The 16,716-nt window shown below is 41.2% G+C and carries 13 protein-coding genes; 6 read left to right on the top strand and 7 right to left on the bottom strand.

The window, feature by feature from the left end:
• Positions 1-75 precede the first annotated feature (75 nt).
• From GTQ34_RS03050 to GTQ34_RS03035, 4 genes are all read left to right on the top strand, one after another.
• The gene (locus tag GTQ34_RS03050) at positions 76-1,575 is read left to right on the top strand and encodes a S10 family peptidase (protein WP_166522282.1); all 1,500 of its coding nucleotides are present in this window, start codon (positions 76-78) and stop codon (positions 1,573-1,575) included.
• Between the two features lie 59 nt (positions 1,576-1,634).
• Positions 1,635-2,426, top strand: coding sequence for a nucleotidyltransferase domain-containing protein (locus GTQ34_RS03045; protein ID WP_166522281.1), 792 nt, complete (start codon positions 1,635-1,637; stop codon positions 2,424-2,426).
• A 312-nt stretch (positions 2,427-2,738) separates the two neighbouring features.
• On the top strand, positions 2,739-3,860 hold the full coding sequence (gene chrA / locus GTQ34_RS03040) for a chromate efflux transporter (protein WP_166522280.1): 1,122 nt from the start codon (positions 2,739-2,741) through the stop codon (positions 3,858-3,860).
• Between the two features lie 380 nt (positions 3,861-4,240).
• Positions 4,241-4,648: a thiol-disulfide oxidoreductase DCC family protein gene (locus tag GTQ34_RS03035; RefSeq protein ID WP_166522279.1), complete on the top strand. Its 408-nt coding sequence runs from the start codon at positions 4,241-4,243 to the stop codon at positions 4,646-4,648.
• Here GTQ34_RS03035 and GTQ34_RS03030 read toward each other — a convergent pair.
• The 5 genes from GTQ34_RS03030 to GTQ34_RS03010 form a co-directional block, all read right to left on the bottom strand.
• Positions 4,645-5,313 carry a hypothetical protein gene (locus tag GTQ34_RS03030; protein WP_166522278.1) on the bottom strand — a complete coding sequence of 223 codons (669 nt, stop codon included), beginning with the start codon at positions 5,311-5,313 and terminating at the stop codon, positions 4,645-4,647. The two genes, GTQ34_RS03035 and GTQ34_RS03030, sit on opposite strands and share 4 nt — an antisense overlap.
• Before the next feature lie 85 nt (positions 5,314-5,398).
• Positions 5,399-6,568, bottom strand: coding sequence for a flavohemoglobin expression-modulating QEGLA motif protein (locus GTQ34_RS03025; protein ID WP_166522755.1), 1,170 nt, complete (start codon positions 6,566-6,568; stop codon positions 5,399-5,401).
• On the bottom strand, positions 6,568-7,395 hold the full coding sequence (locus GTQ34_RS03020; protein WP_166522277.1) for an N-formylglutamate amidohydrolase: 828 nt from the start codon (positions 7,393-7,395) through the stop codon (positions 6,568-6,570). Before GTQ34_RS03020 ends, GTQ34_RS03025 begins: the two co-directional genes overlap by 1 nt.
• Positions 7,388-8,419, bottom strand: coding sequence for a glutathione synthase (gene gshB, locus GTQ34_RS03015; RefSeq protein ID WP_166522276.1), 1,032 nt, complete (start codon positions 8,417-8,419; stop codon positions 7,388-7,390). Before gshB ends, GTQ34_RS03020 begins: the two co-directional genes overlap by 8 nt.
• Before the next feature lie 17 nt (positions 8,420-8,436).
• Positions 8,437-9,762 (bottom strand): dicarboxylate/amino acid:cation symporter, encoded by a 1,326-nt coding sequence (locus GTQ34_RS03010; RefSeq protein WP_166522275.1) that lies wholly within the window; start codon positions 9,760-9,762, stop codon positions 8,437-8,439.
• Between the two features lie 167 nt (positions 9,763-9,929).
• On the opposite strand from GTQ34_RS03010, the gene GTQ34_RS03005 reads away from it, so the two are divergent.
• Positions 9,930-11,489, top strand: a complete 1,560-nt coding sequence (locus GTQ34_RS03005) for a Kelch repeat-containing protein (RefSeq protein ID WP_166522274.1) — start codon at positions 9,930-9,932, stop codon at positions 11,487-11,489.
• A gap of 67 nt (positions 11,490-11,556) precedes the next feature.
• On the opposite strand, the gene aroC is transcribed toward GTQ34_RS03005, so the two are convergent.
• Positions 11,557-12,621: a chorismate synthase gene (gene aroC, locus GTQ34_RS03000; RefSeq protein ID WP_166522273.1), complete on the bottom strand. Its 1,065-nt coding sequence runs from the start codon at positions 12,619-12,621 to the stop codon at positions 11,557-11,559.
• 193 nt (positions 12,622-12,814) lie between these two features.
• On the opposite strand from aroC, the gene GTQ34_RS02995 reads away from it, so the two are divergent.
• Positions 12,815-13,753 (top strand): UDP-2,3-diacylglucosamine diphosphatase, encoded by a 939-nt coding sequence (locus tag GTQ34_RS02995; protein WP_166522272.1) that lies wholly within the window; start codon positions 12,815-12,817, stop codon positions 13,751-13,753.
• Here the strand turns inward: GTQ34_RS02995 and GTQ34_RS02990 are convergent.
• Positions 13,750-16,665: an FAD-binding and (Fe-S)-binding domain-containing protein gene (locus tag GTQ34_RS02990; protein WP_235914950.1), complete on the bottom strand. Its 2,916-nt coding sequence runs from the start codon at positions 16,663-16,665 to the stop codon at positions 13,750-13,752. The two genes, GTQ34_RS02995 and GTQ34_RS02990, sit on opposite strands and share 4 nt — an antisense overlap.
• Positions 16,666-16,716 lie beyond the last annotated feature (51 nt).

Genomic DNA, 16,716 nt, shown 5'->3' with positions numbered 1-16,716 from the left:
AATCAATCCCTAATTCGATTTTTAACCTTATTTTGAAAAAAAATACGGCCTAACAACTCAAAATTACCATACCAAATGAAAAAACAGCTACTCACATCTGCACTTGTGCTCTGTACATTAATTTCTTTCGCCCAAGAAAAAACGGAGAAAAAAGAAATCCCTGATGGTGAGATTTTTACCTCCACCCAATCTGTAACCATCAACGGTAAAACCATTTCCCTGGCCACAGAAACGGGAACCGTGCAGCTCAGGGACGAAAATGACAAGCCCATAGCCCTTTTCGGGTTCACCCATTACCGAAAGACCAGCGCCAACAACAGACCCATTGTCTTTGCTTTTAATGGAGGTCCTTTATCGGCATCCTTTTGGTTGCATTTTGGAGTGTTGGGTCCTAAAAGAATTGAAATCAACGATCCCTCGTATACCAAACCCGCTCCTTACAAAGTGGTCAACAATGAGTTTTCCATTTTGGATAAAGCCGATTTGGTAATGATTGACCCCGTGGGCGTTGGCTTTAGCAAACCCATCGGCGATGCTAAATGGGAAGATTTTTGGGGCGTGGACCAAGACATCCGTAGCATAGGCCTGTTTATAGAACAGTTTATCATTAAAACTGGAAAAATGAATGCCCCAAAGTATCTACTCGGTGAAAGCTATGGCACCTTTAGGAATGCCGGCTTGGTAAAGCATCTGCAAGACAAGGGAATTGCCATGAACGGAGTGATCATGGTCTCCGCTGTTTTTGATCTACAGCATCTATTGTTCGGCCCGGGTGACGACACTGCCTATTTGATTCACTTTCCTACCTATGCTGCTACGGCCTGGTATCATGACAGAGTAAAAAATAAGGGCGAAAGCCTGGAAGCTTTCTTGGATGAGGTTCGCGCCTTCACCCAAAACGAGTATGCGCCTGCCCTACTTAAAGGTGACCAATTAAGTACTTCCGAACGAAACGCTGTGGCCCAAAAACTGGCGGATTATTCTGGTTTGAGTCAAGACTTCTACCTCAAGGCTGACCTCCGGGTGACTAATGGCGAGTATTTTCAGGAACTACTTAGGGATAAGGGACTTACAGTGGGTAGATTAGACTCAAGGTTTACCGGAATAAACGAAGATTTGTTGTCGCAATCCTCCTTGACCGACCCGCAGAGTGACGCCATTTCCCCACCTTATATTTCAGCTTTTAAGGACTATCTGTACAACGACCTAAAGGTGCGAAAGGATTTGAGCTATACCAGCACTGCCAGCACCCGAAAGGGATTTAAATGGGATTGGAAACACAACGGAAACATTATCTGGAACATGCAGGTGGCCGTGACCACCCTGCCGGACATGACCTCCGCCATGAAACGCAATCCGGACTTAAAAATTTTAATCCTAAATGGATATTATGATCTGGCCACGGTTTTTTATGGGGTGGAACGCTCCATCAACCATATGGGATTGGATGCCGAGTTGAAAAAAAACATCATCATGAAATATTACGAGGCCGGCCACATGATGTACACACATATCCCATCCATGGCCAAGTTTAAAAAAGACGTGGATGAGTTTATAGACCGAACCTCTCCATAGCATATTTTGTAGCTGTTGAAACTGTTTTCAAATGCGTTTCAAATCCTAGAAAAGCTTATATGAAAATAAGGAAGCACCATCAGCGGGCCATTTCAAATTTGGCAAAGGAATATGAAAACGACCCTCGATTCTTGGCCCTTATCATAGGCGGTTCCGTGGCCAAAGGATGTGCCAGAGCGGATTCGGATGTAGATTTTATGATTGTGGCCACCCCAGAGGAATACAACCAACGCAGTCAAAAAGGAGACCTTTTTATTAATAGAACAGATTTATGTGATTACCCTGGAGGTTTTGTAGATGGCAAGGTCATTAATATGGGATATCTTGAAGCTGTGGCCCAAAAAGGCAATGAACCTTCTAGAGCAGCTTTTGATGGTGCCTTTTTGGCTTTTTCCCAAGTAGATCATCTGGAAGACCTGATCATTGAAATACATAGCTATCCAGACGAAGGATACGAAGACCGCATAAAATCGTTCTATGCCATGGCCTTTATCCAAAATTGGTTGATGGGTGAAGCCAATCGTCATAACAACAGATACACAAAAACCAGGGCGGCCAGTCAGTTGGCACTCTTTGCCGGCCGCCTAATATTGGCCCACAACAAAGTACTGTTCCCCTATCACAAATGGTTTCTTCATTATCTTAAAAAATGTGACCATAAACCCGATGGATTTTTGAAACAGATGGACACCCTATTAAAAGAGCCCAATGCCGACAACGCGCAAGCACTATTTCAAAACTTGAGAGTATTTAAGGATTGGGGCGTTACCGATTATGAGGCCTTTATGTGGTTTATGGAGCAAGTGGAATGGAGTTGGATGGATGATCAAACACCTTTAGAAGACTTTTAATTTACCTGTAAAATAAAGTATTTCAGTACCTCCTCAAAGAAACTTTCTGGCAAGTAAAAGCTAATGATTTGAAGATTCACATGGCAAGATTTCTAGCATTTGCTTGTGGTGAAAACAGATATTTTGCCAAAACACAAAGTATTCCGGTGTTGATAACTTCATACGAACCAAGTATTTCACCTCTTGATTACGAAGGAAAATTCGGCGAACTTCGTTATCGTTGGATATAAATTAGTAAAACGAATTCATATCCTTTTAGTTGTGCGCAAGCTGAAAATCGTGCTAACATCAAACATTTGAACTGAAATTGAAATGTCTCAAACAAATGATATAAAAGAAATCGCAAAATTATTCTTCAAGTTAGGAAGTATCGCTTTTGGTGGTCCAGCAGCTCATATCGCAATGATGGAAGATGAAGTTGTCAAAAAAAGAAAGTGGATGACACAAGAACACTTTCTTGACCTTGTTGGTGCCACCAATTTAATTCCGGGTCCGAATTCGACTGAAATGACAATGCATTGTGGACACGAACGTGCGGGTTGGAAAGGTCTTTTTGTTGCAGGATTTTGTTTCATTTTCCCTGCGGTCGTAATAACCGGTGTTTTCGCTTGGCTTTATCAAGAATATGGTCAATTGCCAAAGGTAGAGCCATTCATTTATGGAATTAAACCAGCAGTTATTGCAATAATCATAATGGCAGCTTTCCGACTTGGAAAAAAAGCGGTAAAAAATACAGAACTCGCAATTTTAGGCATTATAACTTTGGTAGCTTGCTTATTCGGAGTAAACGAAATAATCGCTCTTTTTGGTTGCGGTTTACTCGGTTTGGGTATTTATTTCTTCAAAAAAAATACGGGTAATTTACAGAGTTTTATACCACTTATCATTTTTCAAGTAGCTGACTCTTCCAAAATTGGAGTACTTAAAATATTCTTGACTTTTCTAAAAGTCGGTGCAATTCTTTACGGTAGCGGTTATGTTTTGTTTGCTTTTCTCGATACGGAATTAGTTGCAAATGGATGGCTGACAAGGCAAGCACTGATTGACGCAGTAGCTGTTGGACAAATAACACCAGGACCCGTTTTATCGACTGCGACTTTTATAGGTTGGCAAATGAACGGAATAACAGGAGCAGTTGCTGCAACCCTTGGAATTTTCCTTCCTTCGTTTCTTTTTGTTCTTATATTAAATCCGTTGATACCGAAAATGCGGAAATCAAATATTATAGGCGCAATATTAGATGCAGTAAATGTTGCAGCGGTAGCATTGATAATTGCAGTTTGTGTGGAAATGGCGAAAGACACATTAACAGATTGGCGAACAATCGTTATTGCTATTGCGAGTTTAGTGGTTGTATTTGTTTTTAAAAAACTGAATAGTGCATTTTTAGTTTTGGGAGGTGCGATAATTGGTTATTTATTGACCATTATTTAAAAAAATTGAATGAAAAAAGACTGCTCACAACAACGTATAAAGCCCATAGCTAATTTGTTGCTTAATCGGAGTTAGGACACATTTGCAAGTCCACCAATTTTTTTAACTAGGTTCATTGAGTAAAAAGGTAATTAGAAAATTAAAAAAAATGGCTCGTGTCCAACCGAAAAGTTATCGCTAATTTGTACGCTATGAGCCATATACAAAACCGATAACAAAACCTCCCCGCCAACTCACTAGGCTTTCATCCCCAACCGTCGTATCTTTGTTGTCCACAGGTCATTTATATAGTAGTCCCAATACCAATCGGAGTAGTTGAGAAAGCTAAAAAGAGATTTTTCACGCTCTATACGGTCGGTTCGAAATGACAAGGGTCAAGTATGGAAGAAAGCAAAAAAATCATTTTATTCGATGGGGTCTGCAACCTCTGCAACGGTGCTGTGCAGTTTGTCATCAAACGGGATAAAAAAGACTTGTTCCGCTATGCGGCCCTGCAAAGTGAAATCGGCGAGCAATTGGTAACAGAACGTGGCATTGATACCCAGAAGATAGATTCCATCATCCTTATTGAACCTGGTGTGGCTTTTTATACCAAATCGGATGCTGCCCTACGCATTGGTCAGGATTTTGGGGGATTGTGGAAGGGATTGGCACTATTCTCTTGGATTCCAAGAACATTTCGGGATGCCCTGTATGATTTCGTGGCCAGAAATCGATACCGGTGGTTTGGCAAAAAAGACCAATGTATGATTCCCTCGCCAGAACTACAGGCCAAGTTCTTGGGTTAATCAAAAGAAATCGGCTCGGTCAATAAGGTAATAATCTCATCGTCCCCTGCAAATTGTTTTTCCCAATTGTAAACTACCTCTTTGTAAGGATTGTAACCCATCAGAAACAACTTTTGGTTGCGGTAGTTTTCCACCATTCTATACAACCGATGGGGTCGCTCATCAGGATTCTCCTCTACAAAGGACTTAATTGCATCTCCAATATGCTGTCGCCATTGCAAAGAGGCTATTAAATCATCTCGGGTAATTTGGTCCAAACCAGGGGCGTTCTTGAGCTCATTTACCTTTTCTCGTGTAAAAAGCATTTTTGAGAACAACGGTGCATAAAGTGGGACTTCTCCACGCTGATATTTTTGTAATACATCTTCCGCGTTCTCTCCTTCAAGGATTGGACCAAAACGATAAATGGAGTCTTTGACAATCTCAGCACGATGCATCAGGGCCAAAAGCTTCGTTCCAGACCTTCCCACAACATAATTCGCTTCGTTTATGTGCCGTTTGATGAAAATGGTGTCAACGCGAATCACATCATCTTCATCCCTTAGTTCCCTTTCTTCTGACACCAAAAATTTGTCATTGGTTTCATCATATCGAGTGACATAACCAGAAGGGCTCAACGCGTACAATGTTTTTGGAAACTCTACCTTGGTTTCTTGTGAAATCATTAAGGCGCATGAAAATAAAGTCAAAAGTGAAACACACTTATGAGTGCAAATTGAAATATTCGCCATGTTTAGAATTACTAATGGGTTACTTTAGATTATTCAAGATAAAATCCAAAGTGGTATTGGTGTTCAATTTCTGTGCGAAGGAGTGGGTTTTATGTGTAATTGGTTGCCAAAGACCTTTGGTACGCAATTTTTTCAGTTCCTCTTCATAGTCAAGGGAGACTTTACCCGATAATAGCATATCCATGGATTCTTCTCGTTGATATCGCTTATAAATTTTTTTCAACCCACTCAAGTACAAGCGGTCTTTGGTGAATCCTCCCCCCCGATGCGCCCTGAGCGTGATGGAAAAAGCTTCTTTTTTGTTCAGTTTGTATGGTCCGTGTATCAGATTGAAAGTGTCGGCAAACGAATAGCCCTTGATCAAACTATCCACCGCTAAAACACGATAAGCCAATTCTTTGAGTCGTTTAAGGGTGAGGGCTCCTCCCATGTACTCGGCGAACACGGCCAATCCCTCCTGGGCCTCCACATTATTGGGCAGTCCATTTGAGAAAATCTTCAACGGTTGTCCCAAGGCATTAAAAGTGGTGACCAGATGTATACCAATTTCATGATGGGCCAGGGTCAATAGTTGGTTTTTACTAAACTTGGCATTTTTTTTAATAATCAAGGTCCTGGTGCTATTACTGACCATGGCATCGGCGGCAATATGCGTGGAAAACCGAACTTCCAATGGAAAATCGTATTGTTTGGCAAAATCCTCAAAATACGCTTTGGCCTCCAATGGGGAAAACACTTTTTCCATATCCATGGAAGCGGGTTCATCCTCAAAGTGCAATATAAACTTGGCGTTTTGCACATCTTTTTCCGTGGGTGTTCCATATACGCTCAACGAGTTGTAATAAAATCGTTCGCCTTTTCCAATGGTTTCTATGCATTGGATCATGTTGGAGTAATAGTTGATTACATCTTTGTAAATTTTTCGGATGGTCTCGTCCTCAATGCGTTCCAAGCGTTGTGTAAAAAACAACCGCTGCAGCTTAAAGGGATTGAACTTTATTTTGGGATATTTAAAATTAGGATTCGCCGTATATTTTGAAGTGAAAAAACGATGCTTTTCCTTTTCAATATTTAGTGGATTCACGTAGTTGAGCAGTTCAATACGTTTAAGAAGACGGTCCAAATTAGCATCAATTTCAAAGAGGCTTCCGTACTCCTCCTTCAACTTGTCTATTTCCTTTGCCCTCATCATACTTTTGCTTTTTCAAATTCCACCACCATTCGGGGAATCAATGTCTTTAATTGTTCTTCCACGGCCCGGACCACCTCGGGATAGATTACCCCAGAATGCTCATCACAATAAATTTTTGAGATTTCAGTCGCTAAAACTAAGCTATTCTTAAAGTTCTGAGTGATGTATTTTAAGAAATATCCATTTCCAAAGAACGTATCGTTGATTTTAGAGGTGGTTTTTAAGCCATTGGGCAGTTGAATGGTTTCCAGTTGACTGCGCCAATGTTCAATTAAGGAGCCAAATCGGTCGTTGTCTACATTGGTCGTACCCAGATTCCATACCGGTACCTCCCGGTCCCAACGTTTCCAGTTGTAGCTGTGCATATCAAACACAATCACTTTGGGGTAAAGAGATTCCAGTTTGGTCATCAAAGCATGTGTTACTTTGAAAAAATTGGCATGTTTTTGCAGACTTTGCTCCTTTTCTACATCACTTAAGGGGCTTCGCCATAATTTTTTGCCCCATGCGGTATCAAAAATGGCAGTTTCGGGAGGACGGTTCAGGTCGTATTCGAAACGGCTGTCCCTGCCTGCAATAACAATGGGGTGGGATTGCACCATCTCCATAGTATTAGGGTCTTCTTCGTACCAACGCTCATATTCCGAATGTAAACAATTGTCCCAAAGGGATTTTCGAAATTGATGGCCATCGTGCACTGCGCCACAGACAAAGGGAACATAGGCATCGATTTTAAGTGAAAATGAATAGTCATCGGAAACTGCCTCAAAGCATTTTTCCGCTGCTATCCAACTGATGATCTCTTCGATGGAAAGTTTATGCATTTTCTACTTCGCTTCGCAGTCTGGACCTTCTATCAAACGCTTGCAATTTATCAAGTACCTTGCTTTCAATAAAATCAATTACCTGGCATTGTACCTTGGTTTTGTATACTTTGTTCATATACGTAATTCCACCAGGCGACATGACATTGACCTCTACCAATTTGCCCCCAATCACATCAATGCCGACGAAGTAAAGCCCATCCTTGACCAATTTTGGTCCAATTTGCTTGCAAAGTGCCTTTTCCTCTTTGCTCAAAGTGTGCTTGGCTACCGAACCGCCCGCAGAAACGTTGGAGCGATGGTCATCGTTGCCGGGTACCCGTCTCATGGCTCCAATAGGCTCCCCGTTTAGTAAAAGTATACGGACATCTCCTTGGTCCGCACCTTCAATATATTCTTGAAGTATGACGTAGTTAGAAGTTCCATCAGAGTTGGTTACATAAAAGTCCAGCAATGATTTAATATTGGACATAGCCGATTTTTCTATTAAAATCACGCCGGAACCGCCATACCCGTTCAATGGTTTCAAAATCATCTTGTCTGCTGCAGAATCTTTGATTTGCTGCACCAAATATTTCTTGTTTTTGGATACATGGGTAACGGGAATAATATTGCTATGGCTATCACCGAAGGCCGCTGTGTACAATTTGTTGTTTGCCTCGCGCAACCCCTGCAAGGAATTTACAATGAACACATCATCTTTCACGGAATCCAAAAAATTCAGCATTAAAGGATCAAGGGGTGGGTTGGCCCGCATAAAAATTACATCAAAACCGGCCAAAGGAAGCATTTCTTCTCGAATAACGGCCTGTTTGTAAAACGACTTCAAACTGCTCGGAACTTTCTCCATCCGGTTGATAACTGTACAAAATGCACTTGTGACACTGTTTCTTATGGTTAAATTGGCGGGGGTACAGAGGGCCACGCCATGGTTCCGCTTAACACATTCATGAATCAACGCCAAGCTGGTGTCGTTTTCTGGGTCAATTTCATCCCAAGGATACATCAAAAAACAAATGTTCATCGCAATAATTTCTATTGTTATTTAACTTCTTCATAATGGTCGTCCCATTCTTTTACTTGGGGCTCCCCTAATTTACCGACCGATTTGGCTACCATCATCGAAACTGTAGCATCACCGGTTACGTTGACCACGGTACGACACATGTCCAACGGACGGTCCACTGCAAATATAAGGGCCAATCCGATGGCCAATTTATCAGCGGGGAATCCAATGGATTCCAGTACAATCACCAACATTACCATACCCGCACCGGGAACGGCCGCAGAACCTATGGAGGCCAGTAAAGCGGTCAAAACAATGGTAAGTTGGTCACCAAAGGTCAAATCAAATCCAAGTGCTTGTGCAATGAAAACCGCAGCCACACCTTGATAAAGGCTAGTACCATCCATGTTGATGGTGGCTCCAACGGGCAATACAAAACTGGATACTTCCTTATCCACACCAATATGTTCCTCCACGCGTTCCATGGTAACTGGTAATGTCGCTGCGCTTGAACTAGTGGAAAAAGCTAAGAGCTGAGCAGGACTGATTTCCTTCAAAAACCAAAACGGGTTCTTCTTTGTGACAGTAGCGACCACAATACAATAAAATACAATCATCAAGAAAAGTCCTAAAACAACTACTCCTACATACTTTAAGAGTGCCAACAACAAATCTGGGTCACTGGAAGATACCACGACGCCAGCCAATAAGGCAAATACAGCATAAGGAGCAGTTAACATGATTAAATCAACCATTTTTAAGACAACATCGTTCAAAGCGTCAAAAAAGTCCTTCAAGGGCTTTGCCTTTTCTTCTCCTATTAGCAGCATGGATATTCCTAAGAAAATGGTGAAAAAGATTACTTGCAGCATAAGGGCATTGTCGCTCATGGCCGCCAGGGCATTGTCAGGAACCATATCTACCAAAAACTGCAAAGGACCGCTATCTTTTTGGCGAGAAGCCTCTTCCAGTTTTGAAGTGACACCGGCATCACCGGCGTAGGTTTCGGTAAGCCTACTGACGGTCTCTTGTGAAATGCCGTCGCCAGGCTGCATTATGTTGACCAAAAAAAGCCCCATTGATATTGCCACAATGGTAGTTACAATGTAAATACCTATTGTGCGTAATCCAATATCCCGGAATTTTGATATATCCTTTAGGTCAGAGATTCCTTTGACCAATGAAGCTATAATGAGCGGGATAGCAATTAACTTGAGTAATTTTACAAAGATGGTGCCCAAGGGTTGAATCCAATCCGAGACAAAATCTTTACCCCAATCCAACTGGGTCATAGCAAATCCAAATAGTATCCCCAACAACATCCCTATCAGGATCTGCCAGTGCAGTTCTAGTTTACGCATGTGTAATTTTTAGGAAAGGAAGATACTATTTTGATGGGAAACTTAAAATTGAAATTTTTTAAACTCGCAGTGATTTGAGCGAATATCTCTTTTGGTAATCGAAAATTCGAATTTTATCTGTCTGAATTATTAAATGAGCCTTAAATTTACATTGTCAAATTATTCTCATGTATTTAAACAGATATAATATTCTTTTGATTTTATTTTATTTTATCGCAGGATGCTCAAAGGAAGATTCTACCAATAATCTACGAAATCCTGAAATCGGGCAATCAGTGGAAGATCCTACCAACAATCCTCCAAAAGACGATACCGAAAATTCTTTATCCGAGAAAAGAGCTCAAACAATTGCATTTTTGACCAATGACAACAAGAAATTTTGGAGATTAGAACAAGCGGTATTAACAAATCAGTACGGAACTTTTGATATTTCGCAGAATTTCAACACCAAAGATGATGAACTTATTTTTGAATACATGTCTTCTGAAGCGGGCAAAGGCTTCACTGAATTCGCAGGCAGTTTGGAGTGGAAGCAAAACAATTTGATTTTTTATGGTGCCACCTCGGTCAAGTCTGCTGAATACGAATATTATGTGCTTCCTGAATCCTACAATTTTAGTTTTAAAACAGAGAGCAGCAATGAGCTTGTTGTCGAAGGCTTGAACCTTGAGTTTTCATTTGAAGACGAAAAGATTTTGAAGGGGATATTAAAACTTGAAAATGATATTTCTCTTCAAATAGTTCTAACCGAAAAACTTGTTTCTGAAAATCCCGAGTTCCCATCGGGAATTTTAAATTTCAATGAGGTCTTTAAATTTGTTTCAAATGGAATAGATAATCAAGCTGCCGATATGGTTGGTTCTTTTGTTTCCAACAGCCTATATGTTGCCACAAGAGAAGAGGAAGAAAATGAATTTGGGAATAGGATTAATTATGAAAGAATAATTCGTTTTGATTTTTTAAATCAAAGTGTTAGCGATAAAAGATATGATAATTCCGATTTCGCAAGCAAAGAAGCTTTTGTACATAAAAACAAACTCTTGGTGGTTGGTGGGCAGCGAGTCAATTCTTATGATTTGGATTTGGTCAATGACCCCATTAGCACCGTAAACTATGCCCAGAGTTCCACGTTCAATACCTATTTTACCAGATTTGGGGCAGCAATTGTAAATGAATCTGTGTTTATAGTTGGTGGATTCTTAGGGAATGATTATGAAAAAGCGGATGAGATTTTCAAGTTTGACTTAGACACGGAAACCATTTCAGAATTTGCAACCATGCCTGAGAAAAGTTTCGGTGCACGTTCTGAAATTGTAAATGACAAGCTTTATATTTTCGGCGGCACCAATCAATTTTATGGGCCAAATCCTCGAAGTGTCATATTGATTTATGATATAAATACCACACAGCTCACCACAAAAGAGATGAGTAGGCCCGTCAATTTTACATTTACTGGGAAGTATGGAGATTTAATTTATGTTGCTGGTCGTATCGATAGCTACAATACTGAAAACGAGCTTGTAGACAGAGATCCTTTTTTAGGCGTTTTTGACACTTCAACTGGAAAGTTTGAGGAGCTTGAAATAAACCTGCCTAGCCCTTCCTTAGAAACAATTCACGCAATGAGTGTTTTTGACGGTAAGTTATATGTTTTGCATGGTGAAAGTAATGACCTGCCAAATGCCAATATCCCTCAAGAATGGACAGTGCTCTCTGCGAATCTATAAAGACATTTTGGAGTATAACTTTCCAAATTCAACATACTTCCATACTTCAGCAATAACAATAAGAATATTACAATCTATTGGTTCTTACCAGCAGACTATAATCCGCTAAAACCAAAGCGGCCATGGCCTCCACAATGGGAACGGCCCTAGGGACCACACAAGGGTCGTGTCTACCTTTACCTTGGGCAGTCACTTTTTCCCCTGCTTTGTTAATGGTGTCGTAGGCTTGTAAAACGGTAGCAACAGGTTTAAAGGCCACATTGAAATAAATATCCATTCCATTGGTAATACCCCCCTGTACACCGCCACTATGATTCGTTTGGGTGCTGCCATCCGGGTTGTAGGTATCATTATGTTGACTCCCTTTCATGGTGACGCCATTGAATCCACTGCCATACTCAAATCCCTTTACGGCATTGATGGACAACATGGCCTGACCCAATTTGGCATGAAGTTTATCAAAAACCGGCTCTCCAAGACCAACTGGTACATTTTGGACAACACAGGTAATGACCCCTCCAATGGTATCCCCTTCTTTTTTTATGGTCTTGATGTATTCTTCCATGTGTTGGGCCATTTCGGGATGCGGACAACGTACCGGGTTGGATTCAATTAGCGAAAAGTCCAGTTCTTGGTAGTGCTCATCCAACTTAAGCTCCCCAACCTGGGAAACATAGGCGTTGATTTTTACTTCCTTCAAAAACTGCTTGGCAATGGCCCCGGCAACCACCCTGCTTGCAGTTTCGCGTGCAGAACTTCTTCCCCCACCCCGATAATCCCGAAAGCCATATTTTTTATCATATACATAATCGGCATGCGAGGGACGGTAAGAATCTTTTATATGAGAATAATCCTTGGATTTTTGATTGGTGTTATGGATAAGAAATCCGATGGGGGTCCCGGTGGTTTTACCTTCGAACAATCCCGAGTAGATTTCTACCGTATCTGGTTCTTTACGCTGGGTAACAATCTTGGATTGCCCAGGTTTTCTCCGCTCTAGGTCCAATTGAATTTTTTCGACATCCAATTCAATCCCAGCCGGACATCCGTCAACAACACCACCAATTGCCTTTCCATGGGATTCTCCAAAAGAAACCAGCCTAAAAAGTTGCCCAAACGTATTTCCTGCCATACGGTATAAATTTCAGTTCATCCAAAGGTAGATGTTCTGCTTCTTTTTAAAAAACTGTGGGAGCACTTAATGTTGATGTAACATATTGGTCTTGCGGTTGATGATTATTTAACCATAAGCTTAGGAATTCTTGATTTGAACTTGATTTTCAATTAACTACAACTCGTTTATTTTGTAATTAAACCTTACCATATTGAAAAAGAGGAAGATAGAAATAGCTGTCATTTCGGATGTGCACCTGGGAACCTATGGTTGCCATGCTGATGAACTTATTGCCTATTTGAACAGTATACAACCAAAAAAGCTCATCTTAAATGGAGACATCATTGATATTTGGCAATTTAGCAAGCGTTACTTTCCTGCATCCCACCTTAAGGTGTTGAAAAAGCTGATTGGCATGGCCTCAAATGGAACAGAAGTTTTCTACATAACTGGCAATCATGATGAAATGTTGCGCAAGTTTAGTGAAACTTCAATGGGCAACTTTAAGATTATGAACAAGCTGATATTGGACTTGGACGGCAAAAGAGCTTGGATTTTCCATGGTGATGTTTTTGATATCTCCATACAAAATGCCAAATGGCTTGCCAAGCTCGGTGGATATGGCTACGACATTCTTATCCTAATCAATAGCTTTGTGAACTGGTTCTTGATGAAAATAGGTCGTGAGAAATATTCCCTATCCAAGCGAATCAAAAATGGCGTAAAAGGTGCGGTAAAATATGTCAGCAACTTTGAGAGGACGGTAGCCGACATTGCCATAGACAATCATTATGATTATGTTATCTGCGGACACATTCATCAACCCAAAAAGGAGCATTACGAAAACAAGAACGGAAGTTGTCTCTATCTTAATTCAGGCGATTGGGTGGAAAATTTGACCGCTCTGGAATATTCTTTTAAACGCTGGCGCATTTATCATTACAACCATGATCGATTGTCCCCTTTCTTTGTGGATGAAGATTTAAAGGAAATGAACATGGGCGATCTCATCGCTTCCATCGCGGATGCGAACATTGACTGGGGCGGGATTGAACATGAAAATAGTGACGAAATAAGTCACAAACAGAGCAAAAAGCTAGAGGATAGCACAATTTTCAACTACGGGAAAGAACGTAATCAAAAAGTCTAGACAACCAGTGCTTCTTTTAAGATTGACACAGGGTGCTGGGCCTCGGTATCCGTGCCATCCTTTATTTGATGCCTACAGCTGGTGCCATTTGCGGCAATCAGGGTTTTGGTGCCACTTTTTCTTACCGCAGGAAATAGCTTTAGCTCCCCGACCTTCATGCTGACATCATAATGCTCCTTTTCATAACCGAAAGAACCGGCCATACCACAACATCCTGATGGAATGATGGATACCTTATAATTCTTGGGTAAGTTCAACATGTCAAAAGTGACTTTCTGGTTGCTCAATGCTTTTTGATGACAGTGATTGTGTATTTTAACGACATGTTCATCTTTCGTAAACTGGTCTGGGGTAATATAGCCTACAGCAATTTCTGATGCCAAAAATTCTTCGATCAAAAAAGAGCTTGAACCCAGTTTTTCGGTCTGGGTCTTATTATTGCATAGTCTGGGATACTCATCCCGAAATGAAAGTATGGCCGAAGGTTCCAGTCCCACAATGGCCAGATTTTGGTCCAAAAAGGGCTTTAACTTTTTCATATTCTTGTTGGCCAACTGCTTGGCTTGTTTTAAAAATCCTTTTGACAGGTATGTTCTCCCGCTCTCTGCATAAAACAGTATTACATCATACCCCAATTTACACAACAACTCAATGGCATCTTTGCCCACCTCAACATCAAGATATTTAGTAAACTCATCAATATATAGCACCACCTTTCGTTTGGAGACATCTACATTCTCTTTTTTGAATTTTTTCAGATGGTTCTCAAAATTGAATTTATGGACCGAAGGGAAACCTCGTTTCGGAGCCACACCCGAAACCTTTTTCAAAAATCCACTGAGATGTTTGGATTTATAAACAGCATTTGTCAAGCCAGGTATTTTGCTTCCCAGGGCGTTCAGTTTGGTGTTATGGGCAAAAAGTTTACTCCGTAATGAATATCCATTGGACTCCTGATAATGATATAGGAATTCAGCTTTTAAAGTCGCCACATCAACATTACTTGGACACTCGCTGGCACATGCTTTGCAGCTTAGGCATAAATCGAATACCTCTTTAAGTTCTTGTTGATCAAAACGATTGGACTTTTCAGAATGAGTCAAAAACTCTCTTAATGCATTGGCTCTTGCCCTGGTTGTATCCTTTTCATTTTTGGTAGCATGATAACTGGGGCACATCCCGCCCTTCATGTGATGACTTTTTCTGCAATCCCCACTGCCGTTGCACTTTTCCGCAGCTTTGAGAATGCCTTCGCTATCGGAGAAATCCATCAGAGTTGTTATCTCAGGTTCTTCACGGTCCACTGCATAACGCAGGGATTCATCCATTGGAAAGGCGTCCACAATTTTTCCAGGGTTGAAGATGTTATTGGGGTCAAAAAGAGTTTTAATCCGTTTCAGCAACTGATAGTTGGATTCCCCGATCATCAAAGGAATAGATTCGGCCCGAACAATGCCATCGCCGTGTTCCCCACTAAAGCTGCCCTTGTATTTCTTGGTCAATTTTGCCACATCCGTTGTAATGGCACGGAACAAGGCCACATCTTCCGATTTTTTAAGGTTGAGAATGGGACGGAGATGAAGCTCGCCGGCCCCAGCATGTGCGTAATAAACCGCCTCTTGACCATACTGGCTCATGATTTGGGTGAATTCCCCGATAAAATCCTTCAAATCTTCCAAGGCTACTGCCGTATCTTCGATACAGGCGACCGCTTTTCGGTCTCCCACCATATTCCCCAATAGTCCCAGTCCAGCTTTACGTAATTCCAACGCTTTGTTGATTTCTTCTCCACGCAGCACTGGGCTAGCATAGCTAAAGCCTGTTCTTTTTATGGTTTCCTGTAAGTCGTCAAGTTGCCGTTGTAGTTCGTTCTCTGAATGTGCTTTTACCTCCAGCATTAAAATTCCTGCTGGATTTCCTTCTACAAAAAACCGATTGGCCAATTGGGCTCGGTTGTTTTTAGTACAATCCAGAATCACCTTGTCCATCATTTCACAGGTATGCAAGTTATGCTGCATTACAGGTTCTACGTCACTTAAGCAATCTTCAAGCGTGCTGTAATGTGTAGCCACCATTGCGGACAGTGGTGGAGGAAGGTTATCCAATTGCAGTGTAATTTCGGTGGTAAAGGCCAAAGTGCCTTCACTACCTGCGAGTAATTTACACATGTTGAAGTCCCCCATGGTCTCTTCAAAAAGATTGGTCTTCAACAGCTCGTCCACCGCATATCCCGTATTTCTTCGGTGGATATTTTCCTTCGGAAACTCAGACCTAATATTTTGTTGAGTTGCTTCATGCGCAAGCTCGTTATGCAATGAGGCGTAAATTTTACCTTCTAAAGTATTGTTTCCTTTCTTTTCTTCAATGGTATCTTTTGAGGCAGCACAAAAAGAAGCCTCACTGCCATCAGAAAGTATACAATTCATAGCTACAACCTTATCACGGGTAACCCCATATTGAATGGAGGTGGTGCCAGAAGAGTTGTTGCCCACCATGCCCCCTATCATGCATCGGTTTGAGGTGGACGTGTTGGGACCAAAAAATAGACCATAAGGCTTTAGGTATTGGTTCAATTCATCGCGGACTACCCCAGGTTGCACCCGTATCTGTTTCTTTTTTTCATCTAAATGAAGTATTTCGGTAAAATATTTGGAAACATCCACCACAATGCCATCACCGACACATTGTCCTGCCAACGAAGTTCCTGCCGTTCTGGGAATTAGCCCACATCCCGATTCTTGGACAAAAAGAACCAAACGCCGTATGTCACTCGTATTTTTAGGGTAGGCCACTGCCATGGGCACCTTACGATAGACCGAGGCATCTGTCGCATAAAGTGATTTGCTAAGATTGTCAGTCATTAGTTCGCCCTCAAGGCTATTGCCCAATTTTTTTAACAATGTCGGATTCAATTTGGAATAATTTTTGACAAAATTGTTTTTCGTGATCTGGAAGCAATACAA

Origin of the sequence: Flagellimonas ochracea (genome assembly GCF_009903685.1) — a bacterium.
GTDB classification, from domain to species: domain Bacteria; phylum Bacteroidota; class Bacteroidia; order Flavobacteriales; family Flavobacteriaceae; genus Flagellimonas; species Flagellimonas ochracea.
Note: the sequence above shows the minus strand (reverse complement) of the source record. Positions and strands in the feature narration are given on the sequence as shown.